The organism is Mesorhizobium sp. B263B2A (assembly GCF_020165775.1).
Lineage (GTDB): Bacteria > Pseudomonadota > Alphaproteobacteria > Rhizobiales > Rhizobiaceae > Mesorhizobium > Mesorhizobium opportunistum.
Map to the genome: position 1 here is coordinate 130,059 of NZ_JAIUIU010000014.1, position 17,667 is coordinate 147,725.

The following is a 17,667-nucleotide window of genomic DNA, read 5'->3' on the forward strand; positions in this document are numbered from 1 at the left end:
AGCTAAAGGCCGTGGCCTGAGAACACCGCTTTGGCTTGATCAGCCTCCTTGTCAGCAATCGCCAGAATCGCCCCTGTCACGCGGCCAAGGTGCCTCCGTAGCTAACGTCCACGTCAGCGTTGAAGAAGTACCCCGCACCACGACTCGTCTTGACCAGGCGAGGATTGGCCGCATCAGCCTCGAGCTTCCGGCGCAAGCGCAAGATCAGGACATCGATACTTCGATCGTAGACCTCTTCACCACGCACACGGCTCGCGAGCAAAAGCCGTTCTCTGGATAGTACGCTGCGGGGGTTCTCCAGGAACGCGATCAGGAGATTGAACTCACATGCGGTAAGCTTGACCTCGCCACGCTCTGCACAGATCAGCCGCCGCTGTTTGACGCTGAGCTTCCAAGCTCCAAACCGGAATGAGCGATGATCTTTCGTTCGCGGACTGGAAATGCGCTGGCGTAGCGCTACGCGAATGCGGGCCAGGAACTCGCGCAGGCCGAAAGGCTTGGGAATGAAATCGGTTGCGCCGAGCTCCAGTGCAACGACTTTTTCGGCCTCATCGAGCCGGTCGCCGCTGATCACTATGATAGGCAAATCCGATTTTGTCGCCAGCTTGCGGACGATCGCAAGCCCATCCTCACGGCCCAGGTTGAGGTCAACGACCACAAGGTCGACCGGCTCATGAGATAGGACGTGGTTGAACTGCTTGCTATCGTTGACTGCAGTCACCTTCAAGGCATGCATCATGAGATACTCGGCGATGAGGCGTCGCATTGCGGCATCATCGTCAATGACAAGAACATGTTTCAACGGCTCACCTTCAATCTTGAATCCCCTTGATTCCAAAGCTGTTGCCCGGCAACCTTCTGGATCGACCCACCACAGCTGCCCCCGCTGCCACGCGCCGTTGCGTGCGGCCAATGTGAGGCCGTTGCTCGTCATGGTCTTTCATCCACAGCCAAATGACCGCATCAAGTCAGTCCGTGACCAGGAGACCAGGTCCAGTCGCCGGCATGACCCTGCCGTGGGATCCTTCAGCTCAAGCTCGAGCTCACCTGCAGGCCCGGCAACAGCACTCGACTTCGACGGCACGGACGCCCAGTTTCCTGACGTGTCCTTGAGTCGCCGCGGTTCTGGCGACGGCGGAGCTGCATCAACTCGAAATCCTGCCGCTCGTGCGTCCGGGCTCCGAAGCGGTGGCGGAGCGCGGCGTTTGATTGATCGCAGAGGCGGTGGCGCAAGAGCGGCCGTGTCGCTGCTGTAGCCTTGGGCCATGGTATGTCTCCTTCCAAGCGAGTTCTTCCGGGGGGAGGGGCCCGGCGTTCCAAACCCTGGTCCGCGCGACCGGCAGGTCGGTTGCGGTTACGGTTCCGAGCTAGCATTTATCAGTTGAACGCGACACCTCCCTTTGAGCTGGTCACTATTCTCGGCAGCGGCCTCGGACGCCGCCAAATGGGGTGCGGCTCGCCGAACAGCTGAATCAGGCTCGCACCAAGATGGGCTGCGCTGCTGCGTTTCCGCGCCCCGCGGACAGCCCCATCCAGCCAGCGCAGACGAGCTCGCGCGATGGACCTGCCCGTGCGGGGCCGCGCATGGCTGTCTCTTAAAGAGCTGGCAGCATACCGCAACGTGGGCACCGGCGCCTTCTTCGGTCCTCTCGCTGGACCGACCCACGGCATCCGCAGCCTGGACTAGCCTCCATTTTCTCCTTGATTCGACCTTGGCAGAAGATTCCATCACCATCCTGCCGCCGAAGCCGCGGATTACAGTCCAAAAGCAACAGGCGACCGGGACGGGCAATCCCGCACAGGACTCGTCGTACCAAGATCCTTTGCATGTCGCTGCTGGCTAATCGGATCCGCCAACCCGTGCTTGCGCAAGATGCTCACCCACACTGCCACGATCAAGGTCTTTGTTTCAGTTGAAGCCGAAAAGCTGAACTTGAACATCACACAGTAACAAACCGCCCCGATAAGCGTGTTCCGGACAGGGCCAGAACCCGTCGGGCGGCTTGGAAAGGTAGGTGATAGGAATGTTTATTGCAGTTTGGCCGCTGGCCATCGTTCTGTTGACATCCATGTCACTCCCAGCCGAGCCCGCGCCACTTTCGCCCCGTGAGTTCCACCGCCTGTCGCGCAAATGCGCTCCCTGGGTCGCGCCGTCCACCCTTGCCGCGATTGCCAAGATTGAAAGTGGCTTTGAAACGCTGGTGGCTCATGACAACACCACAGGTGAGCAGCTTCGCTGGATAGACCACCTGCAAGCCACGCGGGGCATCAAGGACCGACTCGAAGCACAACATTCCGTCGATGTTGGATTGATGCAAATAAACAGCAACAACTTTCCCACGCTCAATCTCACGCCGGAAAAGGCATTCGAGCCCTGCGCCTCGCTTTCGGCCGCCGCCCACTTGCTTGAAAGCCGGTATGCCGGCGGCACGACTGCCCCAGCGCAGCAACTGGCGCTTCGCCGTGCCATCTCGGCCTATAACACGGGTGACGTCACGCGTGGCTTTGCCAACGGTTATGTACGCAAGGTCGAGTTGGCCGCAAAGGACATGTCAGAGACAACGCAGGAGCCGACCGCCCAAGATGCGCCACACCTTGAGGCACCGGGTCGGAAAGCAGTGCCGCCTCTGCTCCAGCTGAACCAAAAGGCCAACCAAAAGCAGCCCCGCCAAAATTCCTGGGCCATCTGGGGCTCCTATCAGACAAACCGCTCCGGGGCCGATCCCTCCGGTCCGACAGACAGCCGGGCTGCCGATGAGCGGGAACCCTCGAACCCGAACAAACTCGTATTCGATTGAAACATGGAGATACAATGATCAAGCCACTCAAAATACTTCGTGCGCTTAAAACGCGTGTTCCTTCGCCTTTTTCCATGCTGCGAATGGCGGCTGAATACGCGCCGGCCGCTGCTGCGGGCGTGGCGTGGACGGTCTTCTCCAGCGGGCCGGCCGCGGCACAGGTGACCGGAGGGACGGATCCCGCCAAGATGGTCCAGAATATCTGCACCTTCATACTTGGTCCCTTCGGACAATCACTGGCCGTGCTCGGACTCGTGGCCATCGGGATCTCCTGGATGTTCGGTCGTGCTTCACTTGGCCTGGTTGCGGGTGTCGTTGGAGGAATCGTCATCATGTTTGGCGCCAGCTTCCTGGGCAAGGCGCTGATAGGCGCCGGCTGATGAGCGACCGGCTGGAAGTGAGCACCCTCTATGTGGCGGCGACACGCCCCGCACTGTTTTTGGGGGTGCCGCTGACGCTGGCCGGAGCGCTCATGATGTTGGCGGGACTCGTCATCATCATCCTTAAGAACCCGCTCTATGAAGTCGTGCTCGTGCCACTCTGGTTCGGAGCACGGCTGATTGTTGAGCGTGACTATAACGCCGCAAGCGTGGCGTTTCTCTATTTGCAGACCGCCGGCAGAAGCGTGGATGGGTCGGTCTGGGGCGGGGCGAGCGTCAGCGCGAATCCGATCAGAGTGCCGAAGCGCGGAAGAGGAATGGTGTGATGTTTGGCGCCAGTGGCAGGACCGAGAGATCTGGCGAGATCTATCTTCCGTATGTCGGTCATCTGAGCGACCAGGTTGTCCTTCTGGAAGACGGATCGATTATGGCCATGGCACATCTGAACGGGCTGCCATTTGATTTGGAAGACGCTGAGATGCGCAACTCGCGCTGCCGCGCGTTCAACACTCTCTTGCGCAACATCGCCGACGACAATGTCACGCTGTACGCCCATCTTGTGCGAAACAACGATGTGCCGGAGCCGGCATCGCGCCAGTTTCAAAGTGCATTCGCTGGCAGTCTGAGCGAGGCGTATGAGAGCCGTGTCCTGTCGGGCAAGCTCTTTCGCAACGACCATTTCCTCACTGTCGTCGTGTTCCCCCGCACCGCAATCGGCAAGATCGGCTGGCGTAGCGCAAAATCGTCCAGACGCAATGACAACGATCTGGCCACACAAATGCGAAGCCTGGAAGACCTCTGGCAGATCATTGCTGGCTCACTGGGCGGTTACGGTCTGCGCCGGTTGGGTGTTCGTGAGAAAGGCGACGTGCTCTTCACGGAAATCGGTGAGGCGCTTCGGTTGATAATGACGTGCCGGTTTCTTCCGGTTCCGATGGTTAGCGGCTCACTCGGCGCCTCGATCTACACTGACCAGGTCATCTGCGGGAAGCGGGCGCTTGAGATTCGACGGCCCGGGGGCAGCTCGGTGGGGTCATTGTTTTCGTTCCGTGAATATCCGGCGACGACGCGGCCCGGCATGCTAAATCCCTTGCTGTCGGCCAACTTCCCGCTTGTGCTCAGCCAGAGCTTTTCCTTCCTCACTCGGCCCCAAGCTCATGCGAAGCTTAGCCTTAAGTCCAGCCAGATGACGAGCGCCGGCGACAAGGCTCTCACCCAGATCAATGAACTTGCCGAAGCAGAGGACGCACTGGCAAGCAACGAGTTCGTCATGGGTTCGCATCATCTGAGCCTGTGCGTCTATGCCGAGAGCCTCAACAGCCTTGCAGATCGCGCAGCAAATGCCCGCGGAAGGCTGGCCGATGCGGGCGCCGTCATCGTCCAAGAGGGTATCGGTATGGAGGCCGCGTACTGGTCCCAACTTCCGGGGAACAACAGGTGGCGCACACGCCCCGGGGCCATCACCTCGCACAATTTTGCCGGGCTTGTGTCATTTGAGAACTTCCCAAACGGTTCCGCATCCGGCCACTGGGGCAAAGCTGTTGCGCGCTTCCGCACGAACGGTGGAACTTCTTTCGACTACATCCCCCATGAGAATGACGTGGGCATGACGGCGATATTCGGGCCAGTCGGCAAAGGCAAGACGACGCTGATGACCTTTATCCTCGCGATGCTTGAGCAAAGCGTGGTCGATCGCGATGGTGCCATCGTCTTTTTCGATAAGGACCGGGGTGGTGAACTGCTGGTGCGGGCCACGGGGGGGACATATCTAGCCTTGCGCAGAGGCGCTCCGAGCGGCTTGGCCCCTCTGCGTGGACTGGACAACACCTCCGCCTCGTTGGACTTTCTGCGCGAATGGTTGATGGCCCTTATCGAGAGTGACGGCCGCGGTCCGATCTCGCCGGAGGAAAGCCGTCGACTAGAACGTGGCATTGTTCGTCAACTTTCGTTCGAACCCGTGATGCGCTCAATTGCGGGCCTGCGCGAATTCCTGCTGCACGGCCCCTCCGAGGGCGCAGGAGCACGGCTGCAGCGGTGGTGTAGAGGGAATGCGCTTGGATGGGCCTTTGACGGCGATGTCGACGAAGTAAGGCTTGATGCCTCCATCACCGGCTTCGACATGACGCAGCTCCTGGAATATGAGGAGGTCTGTGCGCCGGCCGCCGCATATCTTCTGCACCGCGTGGGCGCCGTTGTCGATGGCCGTCGGTTCGTCATGAGCTGCGACGAATTTCGCTTCTATCTGCTCAACCCGCAGTTCTCGGCTGTTATCGACAAGTTCTTGCTCACCGTCCGCAAGAACAACGGGATGTTGATACTTGCAACGCAGCAGCCCGAACACGTGCTGGAATCGCCGCTGGGAGCCAGTCTCGTTGCGCAATGCATGACGAAGATTTTCTACCCGTCACCGACGGCGGACCGGGCTGCGTATGTCGATGGTTTGAAGTGCACCACGCAGGAGTTCGAGGCGATCCGCCACGGAATGGCAATTGGCAGCCGCAAGTTTTTGCTCAAGCGCGACAGCGGGAGTGTTGTTTGCGAATTCGACCTTGGCCAGATGCGCGAGTACGTAGCCGTACTCTCGGGGCGGGCCAACACCGTGCGCTTTGCCGACCAGCTTCGTGACCAGCACGGAGATGCCCCAAGCGGGTGGCTCGACGAGTTCATGGCTCGTTACCACGAAGTTCAAGACTGAAGGAGGAATATTCATGAGATTTGCCAAGCTTGCAGTGACGACGCTTGCTGTTTCCTTTCTGCTTAGCACACAGGCCAGGTCGCAATTTATCGTCAGCGACCCGGCATTGACAGTACAAGCGGGACTAACAGCGGGTTCCACTGCGGCGATGCTTATAAAATCGGCTCAGACGCTCGCTACCACGATCGAAATGGTAGAGATACTGAAGTCGTCATTTGCTGTCACGGGACTGCTGGGCGCACTGAACCAGGGAAACCACTACCCATCGAGCAATAAGCTGGACGGGCAGATGTTTGATGCTCGGGCGCCGGTTTCGACCATGGCGCGTACCATTGTGCAAGACCCAACCCGGAGAGTCACCGGCACCGATTCAGAAGCGAAACTGTTAGAGGAGCAAATCACTGGTGCCGCCAATGCGGCAGCTCTTGCAGCCGACACTCTGGACGTAATGGACAAGCGCCTTAAGGCTAACGACAACACGCCTGGTCAGCTTTCGCGCTCGCGAAATATTGTGCAGGCCACCGTGACCAACGGTCTGGTCCTCAAGCAGATTCACGATGCGGTCATCCAAAATGTCGAGGCCACGAGTCTGCTGACGATGACCACTGCACAAGGCAGCCTTCACGCCGTGGAGGAGGCCGCCACGCAGCGTCGCGAGCGCCAGGACACCGCCAAGATGTTTGGCACACTGCCGTGAACCACGCAAAGTTCGTCCGGCTCAACTGGGCTGATCAGGGACAAATCAGGCTCAGGCCATGAATTTCAAGATTGCCGCGCCATTCACGGCCATACACACGATCTTTGATCTGGCCTTTACCTCAGGGCTGCACAACGTGCTTGAAAAGATCCAAGAGGCGGTCAGCGCACCTCTGGTCGCGTGTGTAACGCTTTGGATAATAATACAAGGCTGTCTGGTCATGCGCGGTCAAGTCGATGCGCGCGGGAGTATCTCGCGCGTAATCATGGTGTCGATTGTCGTTGCCCTGATCTTGGACCAGTCCAACTACCAGCAGTACATTGAAACGTTCTTCGACGACACGATTCCAAGGTTTGCTCACCATATAAGTAGCAGCGACTTGCCATTCGTCGATATTCCTCGGAAGCTAGACTTTATGTTTGCTGCAAGTCAGTATGCTTTTCAGATGATTGCTTCCGAAATTGGGACAATGAATGGCCAGGACATACTTGCCTTCCAGGGAGCGCAATGGATTTTCTACGGCTCGCTGTGGACGGCGTTCGAGATCTACGATGCCGTTGGAATTCTGACGAAGCTGCTCTTGGCGATCGGACCCCTGGTCCTTGTCGGCTACCTTTTTGATCGCACGCGAGACATGGCCACCAGATGGATCGGCCAACTGCTCTCGTACGGGCTGCTGCTTCTCCTTCTCAACATCGTTGCGACGATAGTTATTGCGGCCGAAGCAGTCTCGCTGACAGCAATGCTTATCATAATCAAAATGTCGGGCACGACAGCAGCCAAGATCATCGGGCTTTACGAGCTCGACATGCTCTTCCTCGCTGGCGACGCTCTGATCATCGCGCTTCCGACGATCGCCAGCAGCATCGCCGGCGGCTCTTTGGCAGGCGAGAACCGACCTCTTAGCAACCTCAACCGCTACTTTGCCAAAACGGCGGGTGGTTAATCAATCAACCGGTGCCAAAAACATGAAACGCTATCTACTGTTGCTAATCCTCGCTTTGGCGGCCTGCAAGACAACCGATCGGCTTGCGACCTGCACGGGTACGCCATTCCAACTGAACGCGGGACAATGGGAAACCACTCCTGAGGATCTTCAGGTCGAGTGCGCGGAAGAGCCCAAGTGAAATTTCCTGAACATGCCCTTCTGGTGGAGAGAGAAACGCTAGCCGCTCACTACAAGAAGGTGGAAGCGTTTCAAACTTCACGAGCGAAGTCTGCGCGGCGCTTGTCAAAGGCGCTTATAGCCTTTGCCGCAGCGGCGGTCCTGGGAAATGTCGCCCAGGCATTTACCATCGCTGCCATGGTCCCGTTGGCCAAGCTCGTACCTGTGTTCCTCTGGGTGCGGCCGGACGGTACCGTTGACAGCGAAGTGTCAATCTCTCGACTGCCGGCAACCCAAGACCGAGCCGTCATAAACGCTTCGCTGTGGGAATATGTACGCCTGCGCGAGGGCTACACGGCAGATACAGCCCAATACGCCTATGACCTCGTCTCCAGTTTCAGCGCACCTTCTGTGCAACAGCAATATCAAGATTTCTTCAACTATCCCAACCCCACCTCGCCGCAGGTCACGGTTGGGAAGCGCGGCAAGCTCGAGGTCGGGCATATTTCATCAAATGACATCAGTCCCGACGTTCAGCAGATCCGATACAAACGTACGCTTGTTATCGATGGGCAGACGCCGATAGTGACCTCCTGGACTGCTACCATCCGCTACGAGCGCTTGACGGGTCTGCCTGGGCAATCGAGGCTCACCAATCCGGGAGGTCTACTCGTCACATCCTACCAAGCCTCGCAAGACACCGTATCGAACCTGGGCTTCGTGCAGCCATGACAAAAAGAGCATTTCTGGCGCTGGCCTGTTCACTCTTCCTAACGATGGAAGCGTGCGCCGAAGACACGCCACTTGCCGGCAAGCATGATGCGCGGATGCGCTACCTGGCTTACCGCCCCGACGAAGTGGTGCGCCTATCGACCGCAGTTGGGGCAACGCTGGTTGTCACATTCGCGGCAAACGAGACCGTCGCAGCCGTGGCTGTTTCCAATAGCAAAGACCTGGCTGCGCTCCCGCGCGCCAATTATCTCTTTTTCAAGGCTAGCCGGATGCTGTCGCCGCAGCCGGTCGTCGTGCTGGCCGAGAGCGAGTCCGGTACACGCAGATACGTCTTCAGTATTTCAACGAAAGCGATGCCCAAACTCGATGAGGAGCAACCAGACCTATACTACAGTGTGCAGTTCACCTATCCTGCTGATGAGGCTGCTGCTCAGAGAAAGGAAGCGGAAAGGCGCTCGATTCTTGGCCAGGCCCGGGCGAGAGTGCTGCAAGACGAGAGAGTTCGGGATTTGTTGAATCGGCCCGCCGCAGCTGCCAGTCCGGACGAAAGCAATTTTCACTACGTCGCAAAGGGCGATCGGTCGCTGGCGCCGCTGGAAGTCTTCGATAATGGCTTTACGACCGTATTTGGATTCGCAAGCAATTCCCGCATACCCTCCCTCTACGTTATCAATCCCGACGGCAAGGAAGCCGCTGCCAATTACACGGTCAAAGGCGACTATGTTGAAGTATCCGCCGTCGCCCGGGAATGGCGTCTGAGAGATGGCAACACGGTCTTGTCCATTTTCAACAGAGCTTATGACCCTGTGGGACGAGCGCCAGCGACCGGTACAGTGACACCCGACGTGTGGCGCGTTTTGAAAGGCTCGGGACGATGAATGAAACCGGCCCACAGGCGGGACATGATGTCCATGCATCCGGATCGATGGTCTCGGAGCCGGCCCGCCGGCATGTTTCGGGATCGCAGAAGTTGGCCGTCGCTGCTCTTGTTCTCATCTCGTCTCTATCGCTCATCTGGCTCGGAGGTCGTTCCAGCACACAAGACGAACCATCTCAGCCAAAGCCGCCAATTGTCGCCAACGTCGAGCCATTCCGTCCCGTGCCAATCGAGGTTGCTCCAGAACCTCCAGCACCCGCAGAGGCGGCCAAGGCGGCAGAGCCTGCGCCATCCACGCCGCCCCCACCAGCGGCAGATGATCCGCCGCCGGAGGAATCACCAATTTTCGCCTACAGCGGCAGCGGTCAAATGCCCAATGCCGATCAGCGGAGCGAAGACAAGCAAAATGATGCTCCGGGGACAGCGGATGAGATTTCAAACGGTGGCGATCTGTCAGGCCGATTGAAGCCAGATATACAGGAGCCGAGCCGGGCCACACTTTTGCCGCACCCTGATCTCGTGATTACTCAAGGAACGATCATTCCCTGCATTTTGCAAACTGCGGTCGACACAAATTTACCCGGCTATGTGAAGTGCGTCTTACCTAAAGCCGTCCGAGGCGCCACCAACAACGTCGTGCTCTTGGATCGCGGGACAACCGTGATTGGCGAGATCCAGCGCGGTCTCCAGCAGGGGGATGCGCGTGTATTCGTGCTGTGGACGCGCATCGAAACACCTGACCATGCCCTCGTTTCGATAGCATCGCCGGGCGCTGACGAGCTCGGCCGCTCCGGAATGCCTGGCACGGTGGACAATCACTTCCGGGAACGCTTTGGCGGAGCGATTCTCATGAGCGTCATCCAAGGCGCGTTTCAGGCGGCTGGTCAATATGCGGCCAGCTCTGGCGGAGGAAGCGGCACCAACAGCTTCCAGAGCAATGGTGGACAAGCCGTCGAGACGACATTGAGAGCGACGATCAACCTTCCCCCAACCCTGAAGAAAAACCAAGGAGACGCCGTATCCATCTTTGTGGCTCGGGACCTCGACTTCTCGGATGTATACGATCTTAGAGCGACTGCCGCAGCGCCATCCCCCCAACATCGCGAACGCCGGAGAAACAACAATGCAATCGGAGGCTGATCCTCAATTGCGTTTGCTTCTCGATCCCGTTCTGAAATGGCTTGAGGAGCCAAGAACCGAAGAGGTCGCTATCAACCGGCCTGGGGAAGCCTTTGTCCGACAGGCCGGCGTTTTCACGAAACATCCACTGCCGCTGTCTTATGACGATCTGGAGGACATCGCGATCCTCGCCGGAGCGCTGCGCAAGCAAGATGTCGGACCGCAAAGCCCCCTCTGTGCGACTGAGTTGCCGAACGGAGAGCGGCTGCAGATCTGTTTGCCCCCCGCAGTACCCTCAGGAACAATAAGCCTGACGATACGGCGTCCCTCAAGTCGTGTGACCGAACTCAAGGAAGTTTCTTCTCGCTACGAATATTCGCGTTGGAATCAATGGCGGTCACGAAAAGAGCGCCAAGAGCGGCAGGACGAAACGATTCTTCAGCACTACGACCATGGTGACTTGGAGCAATTTTTGCGAGCCTGCGTCTGCGGGCGGCTCACAATGCTGCTTTGCGGACCGACTGGAAGCGGCAAAACGACAATGAGCAAGACTTTGATCAACGCTATACCCCCGCATGAGAGGTTGATCAGCATCGAGGACACGCTCGAACTTGCAATCCCGCACGAGAACCATGTCCGCTTACTCTATCCAAAGGACCGAGCAGGCGCAGGTGCGGTGACGGCCGAGCAACTGTTGCAAGCCAGTTTGCGCATGCGGCCTGATCGAATATTGCTTGGCGAGATGCGCGATGACGCCGCTTGGGCCTACCTTAGTGAAGTCGTCTCCGGCCATGCGGGATCGATATCAACGATTCATGGGGCTGATCCGGTACAAGGTTTCAAAAAGCTCTTTTCACTCGTCAAGAGCAGCGCGCAAGGAGCCGCTGTCGAAGACCGCACGCTTCTTGACATGCTGTCGGCTGCCATTGACGTCATCATACCGTTCCGTACCCAAGGCGACGTGTATGAGGTAGGAGAGGTATGGCTCGCCGCCGATGCCCGGCGGCGGGGAGAGACAGTAGCCGACCTTCTCAACAAGCACTAAGGCTGGAACAACGTCTCGGGATCGGTAAGCCGGTGTCGACGCGTTATTCTGTTCTGCTTCGATATCTTTTTGACGGGCCTTCTCGCAGTGGTTGGATAGGCTGAGCGATTCGGCGGTATCATGCCATCATCATTGTACGAACCGCATGCGCCATTGTCCGGGATGAGACCGGCTTCGCTAGCCAAAGGACGAGGGCCTGATTAGCGGATATGACCGGCATGGAGTCGGTTTGGCCGACGACTATGACAGGCACCGTCATGAGGGTGGGGCATACGGATTCGGCCTGTCCTCGCTCCAGGAAAGGCGTTCTACCTAAAATCACCAGGTCTGCTGCCTTCCCGCTTTCGGTCCACTCGCAAAGACCTTCAAGGTTCGCGAAGCCGACCGGCTCATAACCCAGCGCGGCGATCTGGTCCCTGTAGATCTCCAACTCTGCTGGATCGGGCTCCACGACTGCAACGATTTCTCCGTTGCCAAGTGGTCCGTCGTACCGACCGAAAGCGATGTCAGCGGTGACTGGCTCCTCGTCGGAGGCCGGTAGGTAGATATCAAACCGCGTCCCTCGGCCAACAGCCGAGGTGACATCAAGGCATCCTGCGAGCGCGCTCACGTGCCTGTCAACCGCAGCAAGACCCAGCCCGGTCCCGCCGACGACAGAGCGCGTGGTAAAAAAGGGCTCAAAGACATGCGGAAGTATCGAACTTGCGATTCCCGGGCCATCGTCGCTGATGGAGAGGAGAACGTAATCTCCAGGTCTCAAGGTGCCCTGAGCCAGCGGCTTGGTTTGGCGCACCTGAGCGCGAGAAACGCTGACCTCGACACGGCCCTCGTTCAAGACAGCCTCCGACGCGTTCTTGCATAGATTCATGAGGATCTGCTGTATCTCGGTTGGGCTGCCCTCGACCACCGTTTGCCACTCGTTGATCTTGAAGTTCAACTGAACATCCGACCGAACTGTGACCCGCAGCAATGGCGCAAGATCCATGACAATTTCGGAGACGTTGAATGGCACTGCCACGCGCTGTCGGTTTCGGCTTAGTGACAGGATCTGGTCGACGATCAGCTTGGCTCGGTGTCCAGCTAAAATGATCTGGTCGATGTGATTACGGATTCTGGAGGGGCGACGCACAAGGCTTTGGGCAATCTCTGAATAGCCGATTATTGCCCCTAAAATGTTGTTGAACTCATGTGTAACGCCGCTTGCGATCGTGCCCACGGTCCTCAGCCTTTCCACATGCTCCCATCGACTCACCAGAAGGTCGCGTTCCGTATTTATACGTTGCAGTTCAAGATGGTTGCTCAAACGCACAATGGCGCTGGCAAGAACCCGCAGGTCGTCTGCCGAGGGGAGTGAGCGATCTCCTTCAAAAACAAGGATGCAAACCACAACCTGCTGATCGGAAGCCCTGCAGGCAACAATTTGACAAACACCGGAAAGCCCTAAGGCGGTCCGAACGACGCGAAACACTGGCCGTCCGGCGCGGACAAGTGAAACGACTTCATCAATAAGCGGCACGTTCCAGACGGGTGTGTACGTGTTCGCCACAAAGCACTCGGTATGCCTGCTGAGACTCGGATCCACTAGGGCGAGCGCGCATTGATCCGCATCGAAAACGCGTTGAACGACTCTGAGCGCTTCTTCGGTGGAAAAGCGCGCCGAGGCGTCCTTTGCTTTACTTTCGTTGAGGCGAGTTTCGATCTCACTCATTGCCTCTTCAAGCTCCAACCGCCTTTTCAGCCGGTTCGTCCGCAGAGGCTGCCTGGAGGGCGGAATCATCGCAAACAAGCAGAGGCATATGGACACCAAACCGAGGAAAAGTCGCATGCGCTGCGCGTGCGCGCTGGCCAAGCTGTAGCCCTCCAGATGCTCTCGCTCCAGTTCGGCGGCCTTGGAGAACGTGTCCGGAGATGCGATCTGATCGGCAGCTTCGTCCAACCTCCATGAAGAAGATAAGGCAGCTCCAGCCTTGCTCAGAACGAGCCTCGGTTCAGCCGAAAGCACGATCAGCATCGAAAGTTCAACCATGCCCGACGGTGCTCCCCCAAGGCGGCCAATCGAGCGAGCTAGCTGTGCAAGACAGCTTTGCATGAGCTGATTTTGTTCGACCAAGACTGAGACGGCAGCCTTTTTGCTTTCGATCGAATCTATGAGCTGCGCGAGCAATCTGGATTGCTCTGATCTCTCATCGGACGAAATCTCGAAAGAACGTTGCAAGTTTACACGAGTCTTTTGCAACGCTTGCCCGATAGAAGCAACCGAACGGTAGTCCAATGTCATATCCATCCCAGCGCGGGCGACGTCGCGCCGGAGCAATGCGTCATTGATCTGAATCGTTCGCAGCTGGCTTAGGATCGCGTGATCGATCTGCGGGGGCTGGCCCTGCGTCCCGACCAAGAGCGCAATCGAGGTGGCTAGGGCGATCATAATTGCTTTGTCGGAACTGAGCCAAGGAAACGGCGTTTGATCCGCGATGGACCCCTTGCGAAGGTCCGACATGAATTCCAGTTCATGGGCTCGGTATGCGGCCGGATGCTGCTGGAACAGGAAAGCCACGCCTACCTCTCCCCCTTATGAGAATGGCTTAACACCGTTACCGAACTTGGTCCTGGTGCGCTTCCAGCGCGAAATGAGCTCCCAAAGCGCCTACGCGACGCGGAGCACATCCTTACGATTCTGAAAGCAGATCAACATGACGCGCAGGCGGTTTTTACGCCGGGGCGTCAGCTTAGGCCCAGGATGAAGCGCCGATTGGGCGCGCGGATAGGGCGCGCGTTTTCGGGATATAGCGAGGTAAATCGCTCTATGTCTGCTGGGTCGACATCAACCGGTTCCGTCGCCACCATCCAGTCGACGTTTTCCGTGCATGGCGGCGTCGTCAAAGATCCTTCATATGTCCAGTAGCCAAGCGAAGCCGGCAGAAGCTCGTTCGGGTCGACTTCATCGACGGCTGCCTCTTCGCCTGACGTTGCAGGAAATGCGGCAGCAAGCCGGGCAAAGCTGGCATTTGTGGCGCCTGGCGTCAGAAACACGCTCAGAACACCCACAGTATCGCTGTTGCGGCCCTTATGGACAAAATGCGCTTCCATCGGGAAACTCTTACCTGCGACGTGGTGCTCGCTTGGTGCATGGAAATGGAACTGTAGCAGCTCATAGACACGATCCCCCCGAGTGAGCGTGCTGCCTTGCGGCAGGTTGATCTGAATGGTGTGGCCGTTGTTCACCATTCTGCCGCCGCCCCTGTGCCAACCTATGGCGATGTGCGGAATATCCGCTTTGACCGCGCCCCTGATATCGACCGGCGATTGCTGCATGCCCGCCGAGCAGACCAAATTCGTCTTGTCCAGATGCCCCCATTGTTCGGGGCCGACCGGCCCGGCATATCCCCATTCGGTGCTGGCCGCCCGCGCGGCTTCAGCGCAAATGGGACAAGCGCCGAGTGCAACGAAACCTTTGATCAGATTACGACGGTGCATGTTGCTGTGGCTCCTACTGAACACTTCAATTTGGCGTGGCATGGGAACTGCGGGCGCAGCTGTGATGTGGGCGACAGGGGCCGAACAGTTCGGCACGCCACCATCGCGGCCTCAGGGCGACCGACGGTCCCGCGCACGGCCGTGCTCGCCGGCCACATGCGGTTGTGACAGCTATTTTCCCCCGGTAGAGGATAGTCCCAGCTAGCCGGCTGTATCCATGCTCATTGTCTCCACGACCGCCGTTTGCCGTTCGGCTGCAGATCACATTGGCAACTCCACCGAAGATGGCGGCACCCGGGCCGCACTGGGTAAGCGATTCCACGCAACAACTCCGATGGCCCCACCAGGCCAACTGACGCTTCATATTCATCATCGGACAGCCGGAGAAATCGATTGCTTAGATAAAGAAGCATCCATGACGTGGATGCATACATTGCCATTGCCCAATTTGCGGTGCTGCTTGGGACGCCGGCTACGGATAGGAGGGTCGGCCATTTCCCGGCGACAACAACGCGGCTGAGAACTGGGCGAGGCGGCACGAAATTTGGCTAGACCTTATGCTGTCACGGCTTCCGGGACCAAAGGCTTGCGAGCCTGGGCAGTCGGCTGCGATTCAGATTGAGTTGCCCTGAAGACGGCCCAGCAGAACAAAATTCTCACTGATGTTGCGACGACGCCCGCCGAAACTCATCCTGAACCACTGAAGAAGGTTCAAGTGCCTGGACGAAGTGTCTAGGTGTTCTCAGCCCTTGCGTGCTCTCGATTCGGCAGCTTCATCGCCAGGTAGTAGCCCAACAGAGATGCAGATCGACCGGCGATGTCGCGGACCAGCTGTTGAGTTACCGAGCTTGGGAGTCTCGCTGAGCAGGTTCTGAAGCCCAGCAACGGAGTCCGGGCATGATCATGCGGGACGACATCTTGAAAGGCCAGACAGCGAGGCACCCGTCGGGCGCCGCCGTTCAAATTCATTCCGTTAGAACGAGCTTTGGAATCGCAGAACGCCGCCGAGCCTGTCCGCTTTGCCGACGTTAGCCGGGTTCGAGGCGACGGGAGTGAGCTTGGCGTAGTGGGCATAATCGACTTCGGCCCTGATTGTGAACCCTGGAATGGCCATATAGGCGAATTGCAGCCAGTCCGCAGTTGCTGAGCTGATCGCCTGAGACCTGGAGGTTCAACGACGTTTTCTCGTCGAAACCTGTAAGTGGCCCCTACCCACAAAGCCCAGTCGCCGCTCCATTCTTGTAGAAGCCGCGACCCTGAGCGGCGATCGCCCTGCTTGGGTCGTCGTTGGGATTGCCAAGGGAGCCGTAGCCGAACATACCGAATAACGACAATCATCTGTGACGTTGAGGTCGATGCGGACCTTGCCAGCCAAAGCGTTGTAGTTGCTGTCACGAGCGATGACGCCGGTGATCGCTCCGCCAGCCTGTGTCTGTCTCACGCCTAAGACGACGTGGGGAACATGGCCGTCAAGAGAACCGACCTCACCCGCCCCTTATTCAAGTGAAACCAGAGCTGAAAACCCATTGTCGGAATCCAGATAGTACTGAGCTACGTTGGTGTCGAAATCGCCAATACGCAACGAGTGCATTATTGAAGACGTTCCCGGAGTATCCGGCAAACGTGTCGAAGGCCGAGTCGTCCTTCCCGACACGCAGGCCACCAAGCTGGATCCAGGCGGAAGTCAACTTGGCGCCGCTGTTGAAGGCTGTTCGGCCAACCCTTCAGGTTCAGGCGAACGCCTTGGTATTTTCCTTCGCGCACGGGATCGACTGTCAGGGAGGCCGCATCGAAGACGATGCCTTCGTCGGGAGCTTCGACCTGGCAAATCCGGGTGAAGAGGTCGTGAATGGCGCCGGGGTCAGGGTCGCCTTGGCCGAGCAGGTCAAGATCGCCGGTTGGCCTGAAGACGTATTCGGGCCAGGTCACGAACAGCATTGCGCCCTTGAGTACATAGCGCTCGGACGCTTCGGTCATACTGAGGCGGAAAAGCAAGCGTTCGATCGCATACCGCGTCAGGATGCGCTGATAGTCGTCACCCTGTTGCCTAGAGTGCTGAAGAAGGCGGTCTCTTATTGAGGCGGCAGGATTCTTGAGAACCTTAGCCATCATTGTACGGCCTTGATATAGGGCTCGATCCGGGCGGTCACTCGATCAATGACCGCGTACTTCATCAGCTCACTCGCTATGGTCTTTCGTTGTTGCAGAGCGTCGCGGAGCGCCTCGACTGCGACGTCTTCGCCAACATGACGGCGATGCTTGAAGCAATCGGCAACCGTTTTTGCGACGCCATAGATCGCTACATCGACGCCTTCGACGCGGATGAACTCGACTCCGGATGCCAGGACTTCGCAGGTCGCCCGAACAATCTCCAGACGCAGGCCTGGAGTGTGCGGCGTCCTTGCCTTGTGTGGTATCGTCATCCACACCGCGTGCGGAAGCTGGGTCGTCAAACCGTGGTGACGAAGCGCGCTGATGAGGCTGACCACGCCGTTCGGCACAATACGTGCCGCTTCTGCCAGATCATGATCGGTGTCTTCGCCCATTCGCTCGGGATGCTGGTATAGACCGCGCCTGAGACGTACGATATCACCGGCCTCGGTAAGGCGCCTGAGATAGACCAGCGGGATGCCGGCCGCCGTAAAGTCGCGCGCACGCACGATGCCGCGATCTCGAACGAGATTCAGGGCGGTCTCACGGTGGGTCATACGATTTCGAGGCATTTGTTATCTATTGTCGGCAAAA

18 protein-coding genes are annotated in these 17,667 nt (G+C 58.2%); 11 read left to right on the plus strand and 7 right to left on the minus strand.

Annotation, left to right across the window (positions count from 1 at the left end; genetic code table 11):
* Positions 1 to 76 precede the first annotated feature (76 nt).
* Positions 77 to 802, minus strand: a complete 726-nt coding sequence (locus tag LB568_RS21480) for a response regulator (RefSeq protein ID WP_013533346.1) — start codon at positions 800 to 802, stop codon at positions 77 to 79.
* A 1,222-nt stretch (positions 803 to 2,024) separates the two neighbouring features.
* On the opposite strand from LB568_RS21480, the gene LB568_RS21485 reads away from it, so the two are divergent.
* The 11 genes from LB568_RS21485 to virB11 all read left to right on the plus strand — a co-directional run bounded on the left by LB568_RS21485 (position 2,025) and on the right by virB11 (position 11,448).
* Positions 2,025 to 2,798 carry a type IV secretion system lytic transglycosylase VirB1 gene (locus LB568_RS21485; protein ID WP_064993315.1) on the plus strand — a complete coding sequence of 258 codons (774 nt, stop codon included), beginning with the start codon at positions 2,025 to 2,027 and terminating at the stop codon, positions 2,796 to 2,798.
* Between the two features lie 74 nt (positions 2,799 to 2,872).
* Complete coding sequence (virB2, locus tag LB568_RS21490) at positions 2,873 to 3,178, plus strand: pilin major subunit VirB2 (protein ID WP_411908931.1); 306 nt, start codon at positions 2,873 to 2,875, stop codon at positions 3,176 to 3,178.
* Positions 3,178 to 3,504, plus strand: a complete 327-nt coding sequence (locus tag LB568_RS21495; protein WP_013533342.1) for a type IV secretion system protein VirB3 — start codon at positions 3,178 to 3,180, stop codon at positions 3,502 to 3,504. The genes virB2 and LB568_RS21495 overlap by 1 nt, the downstream gene beginning before the upstream one ends.
* A complete protein-coding gene (locus LB568_RS21500) occupies positions 3,504 to 5,873 on the plus strand; it encodes a VirB4 family type IV secretion/conjugal transfer ATPase (RefSeq protein ID WP_064993314.1) in 2,370 nt (789 codons plus the stop codon). Before LB568_RS21495 ends, LB568_RS21500 begins: the two co-directional genes overlap by 1 nt.
* A gap of 13 nt (positions 5,874 to 5,886) precedes the next feature.
* A complete protein-coding gene (locus LB568_RS21505; RefSeq protein ID WP_064993313.1) occupies positions 5,887 to 6,570 on the plus strand; it encodes a type IV secretion system protein VirB5 in 684 nt (227 codons plus the stop codon).
* 58 nt (positions 6,571 to 6,628) lie between these two features.
* Positions 6,629 to 7,516 (plus strand): type IV secretion system protein, encoded by an 888-nt coding sequence (locus LB568_RS21510; protein ID WP_064993312.1) that lies wholly within the window; start codon positions 6,629 to 6,631, stop codon positions 7,514 to 7,516.
* 22 nt (positions 7,517 to 7,538) lie between these two features.
* Positions 7,539 to 7,697, plus strand: a complete 159-nt coding sequence (locus LB568_RS21515) for a type IV secretion system lipoprotein VirB7 (RefSeq protein ID WP_013533338.1) — start codon at positions 7,539 to 7,541, stop codon at positions 7,695 to 7,697.
* Entirely contained in the window at positions 7,694 to 8,407 is a 714-nt protein-coding gene (locus LB568_RS21520; RefSeq protein WP_013533337.1) for a type IV secretion system protein VirB8, read from the plus strand. The genes LB568_RS21515 and LB568_RS21520 overlap by 4 nt, the downstream gene beginning before the upstream one ends.
* A complete protein-coding gene (locus tag LB568_RS21525; protein ID WP_064993311.1) occupies positions 8,404 to 9,285 on the plus strand; it encodes a TrbG/VirB9 family P-type conjugative transfer protein in 882 nt (293 codons plus the stop codon). The genes LB568_RS21520 and LB568_RS21525 overlap by 4 nt, the downstream gene beginning before the upstream one ends.
* A complete protein-coding gene (gene virB10 / locus LB568_RS21530; RefSeq protein WP_064993310.1) occupies positions 9,282 to 10,424 on the plus strand; it encodes a type IV secretion system protein VirB10 in 1,143 nt (380 codons plus the stop codon). Before LB568_RS21525 ends, virB10 begins: the two co-directional genes overlap by 4 nt.
* Complete coding sequence (gene virB11 / locus LB568_RS21535; RefSeq protein ID WP_013533334.1) at positions 10,408 to 11,448, plus strand: P-type DNA transfer ATPase VirB11; 1,041 nt, start codon at positions 10,408 to 10,410, stop codon at positions 11,446 to 11,448. The genes virB10 and virB11 overlap by 17 nt, the downstream gene beginning before the upstream one ends.
* A gap of 118 nt (positions 11,449 to 11,566) precedes the next feature.
* Here virB11 and LB568_RS21540 read toward each other — a convergent pair whose 3' ends face one another.
* The 6 genes from LB568_RS21540 to LB568_RS21560 all read right to left on the minus strand — a co-directional run bounded on the left by LB568_RS21540 (position 11,567) and on the right by LB568_RS21560 (position 17,630).
* A complete protein-coding gene (locus LB568_RS21540; protein WP_064993308.1) occupies positions 11,567 to 14,002 on the minus strand; it encodes an ATP-binding protein in 2,436 nt (811 codons plus the stop codon).
* A 167-nt stretch (positions 14,003 to 14,169) separates the two neighbouring features.
* Positions 14,170 to 14,922, minus strand: coding sequence for a carbonic anhydrase (locus LB568_RS21545; RefSeq protein WP_064993307.1), 753 nt, complete (start codon positions 14,920 to 14,922; stop codon positions 14,170 to 14,172).
* A 1,171-nt stretch (positions 14,923 to 16,093) separates the two neighbouring features.
* On the minus strand, positions 16,094 to 16,363 hold the full coding sequence (locus LB568_RS33830; RefSeq protein ID WP_411908923.1) for a hypothetical protein: 270 nt from the start codon (positions 16,361 to 16,363) through the stop codon (positions 16,094 to 16,096).
* 58 nt (positions 16,364 to 16,421) lie between these two features.
* Entirely contained in the window at positions 16,422 to 16,595 is a 174-nt protein-coding gene (locus LB568_RS33835) for a porin (RefSeq protein WP_411909458.1), read from the minus strand.
* Entirely contained in the window at positions 16,513 to 17,034 is a 522-nt protein-coding gene (locus LB568_RS33840; RefSeq protein ID WP_084015686.1) for a nucleotidyl transferase AbiEii/AbiGii toxin family protein, read from the minus strand. Before LB568_RS33840 ends, LB568_RS33835 begins: the two co-directional genes overlap by 83 nt.
* The gene (locus LB568_RS21560; protein WP_084015684.1) at positions 17,031 to 17,630 is read right to left on the minus strand and encodes a type IV toxin-antitoxin system AbiEi family antitoxin domain-containing protein; all 600 of its coding nucleotides are present in this window, start codon (positions 17,628 to 17,630) and stop codon (positions 17,031 to 17,033) included. Before LB568_RS21560 ends, LB568_RS33840 begins: the two co-directional genes overlap by 4 nt.
* Between the last annotated feature and the right edge of the window lie 37 nt (positions 17,631 to 17,667).

Excerpts from the sequence above, each read along its gene's own strand:
- LB568_RS21485 (WP_064993315.1), top strand. The coding sequence starts at position 2,025 with ATGTTTATTGCAGTTTGGCCGCTGGCCATCGTTCTGTTGACATCCATG.
- virB2 (WP_411908931.1), top strand. The coding sequence starts at position 2,873 with ATGCTGCGAATGGCGGCTGAATACGCGCCGGCCGCTGCTGCGGGCGTG.
- LB568_RS21495 (WP_013533342.1), top strand. The coding sequence starts at position 3,178 with ATGAGCGACCGGCTGGAAGTGAGCACCCTCTATGTGGCGGCGACACGC.
- LB568_RS21500 (WP_064993314.1), top strand. The coding sequence starts at position 3,504 with ATGTTTGGCGCCAGTGGCAGGACCGAGAGATCTGGCGAGATCTATCTT.
- LB568_RS21505 (WP_064993313.1), top strand. The coding sequence starts at position 5,887 with ATGAGATTTGCCAAGCTTGCAGTGACGACGCTTGCTGTTTCCTTTCTG.
- LB568_RS21510 (WP_064993312.1), top strand. The coding sequence starts at position 6,629 with ATGAATTTCAAGATTGCCGCGCCATTCACGGCCATACACACGATCTTT.
- LB568_RS21515 (WP_013533338.1), top strand. The coding sequence starts at position 7,539 with ATGAAACGCTATCTACTGTTGCTAATCCTCGCTTTGGCGGCCTGCAAG.
- LB568_RS21525 (WP_064993311.1), top strand. The coding sequence starts at position 8,404 with ATGACAAAAAGAGCATTTCTGGCGCTGGCCTGTTCACTCTTCCTAACG.
- virB10 (WP_064993310.1), top strand. The coding sequence starts at position 9,282 with ATGAATGAAACCGGCCCACAGGCGGGACATGATGTCCATGCATCCGGA.
- virB11 (WP_013533334.1), top strand. The coding sequence starts at position 10,408 with ATGCAATCGGAGGCTGATCCTCAATTGCGTTTGCTTCTCGATCCCGTT.
- LB568_RS21545 (WP_064993307.1), bottom strand. The coding sequence starts at position 14,922 with ATGCACCGTCGTAATCTGATCAAAGGTTTCGTTGCACTCGGCGCTTGT.
- LB568_RS33840 (WP_084015686.1), bottom strand. The coding sequence starts at position 17,034 with ATGATGGCTAAGGTTCTCAAGAATCCTGCCGCCTCAATAAGAGACCGC.
- LB568_RS21560 (WP_084015684.1), bottom strand. The coding sequence starts at position 17,630 with ATGACCCACCGTGAGACCGCCCTGAATCTCGTTCGAGATCGCGGCATC.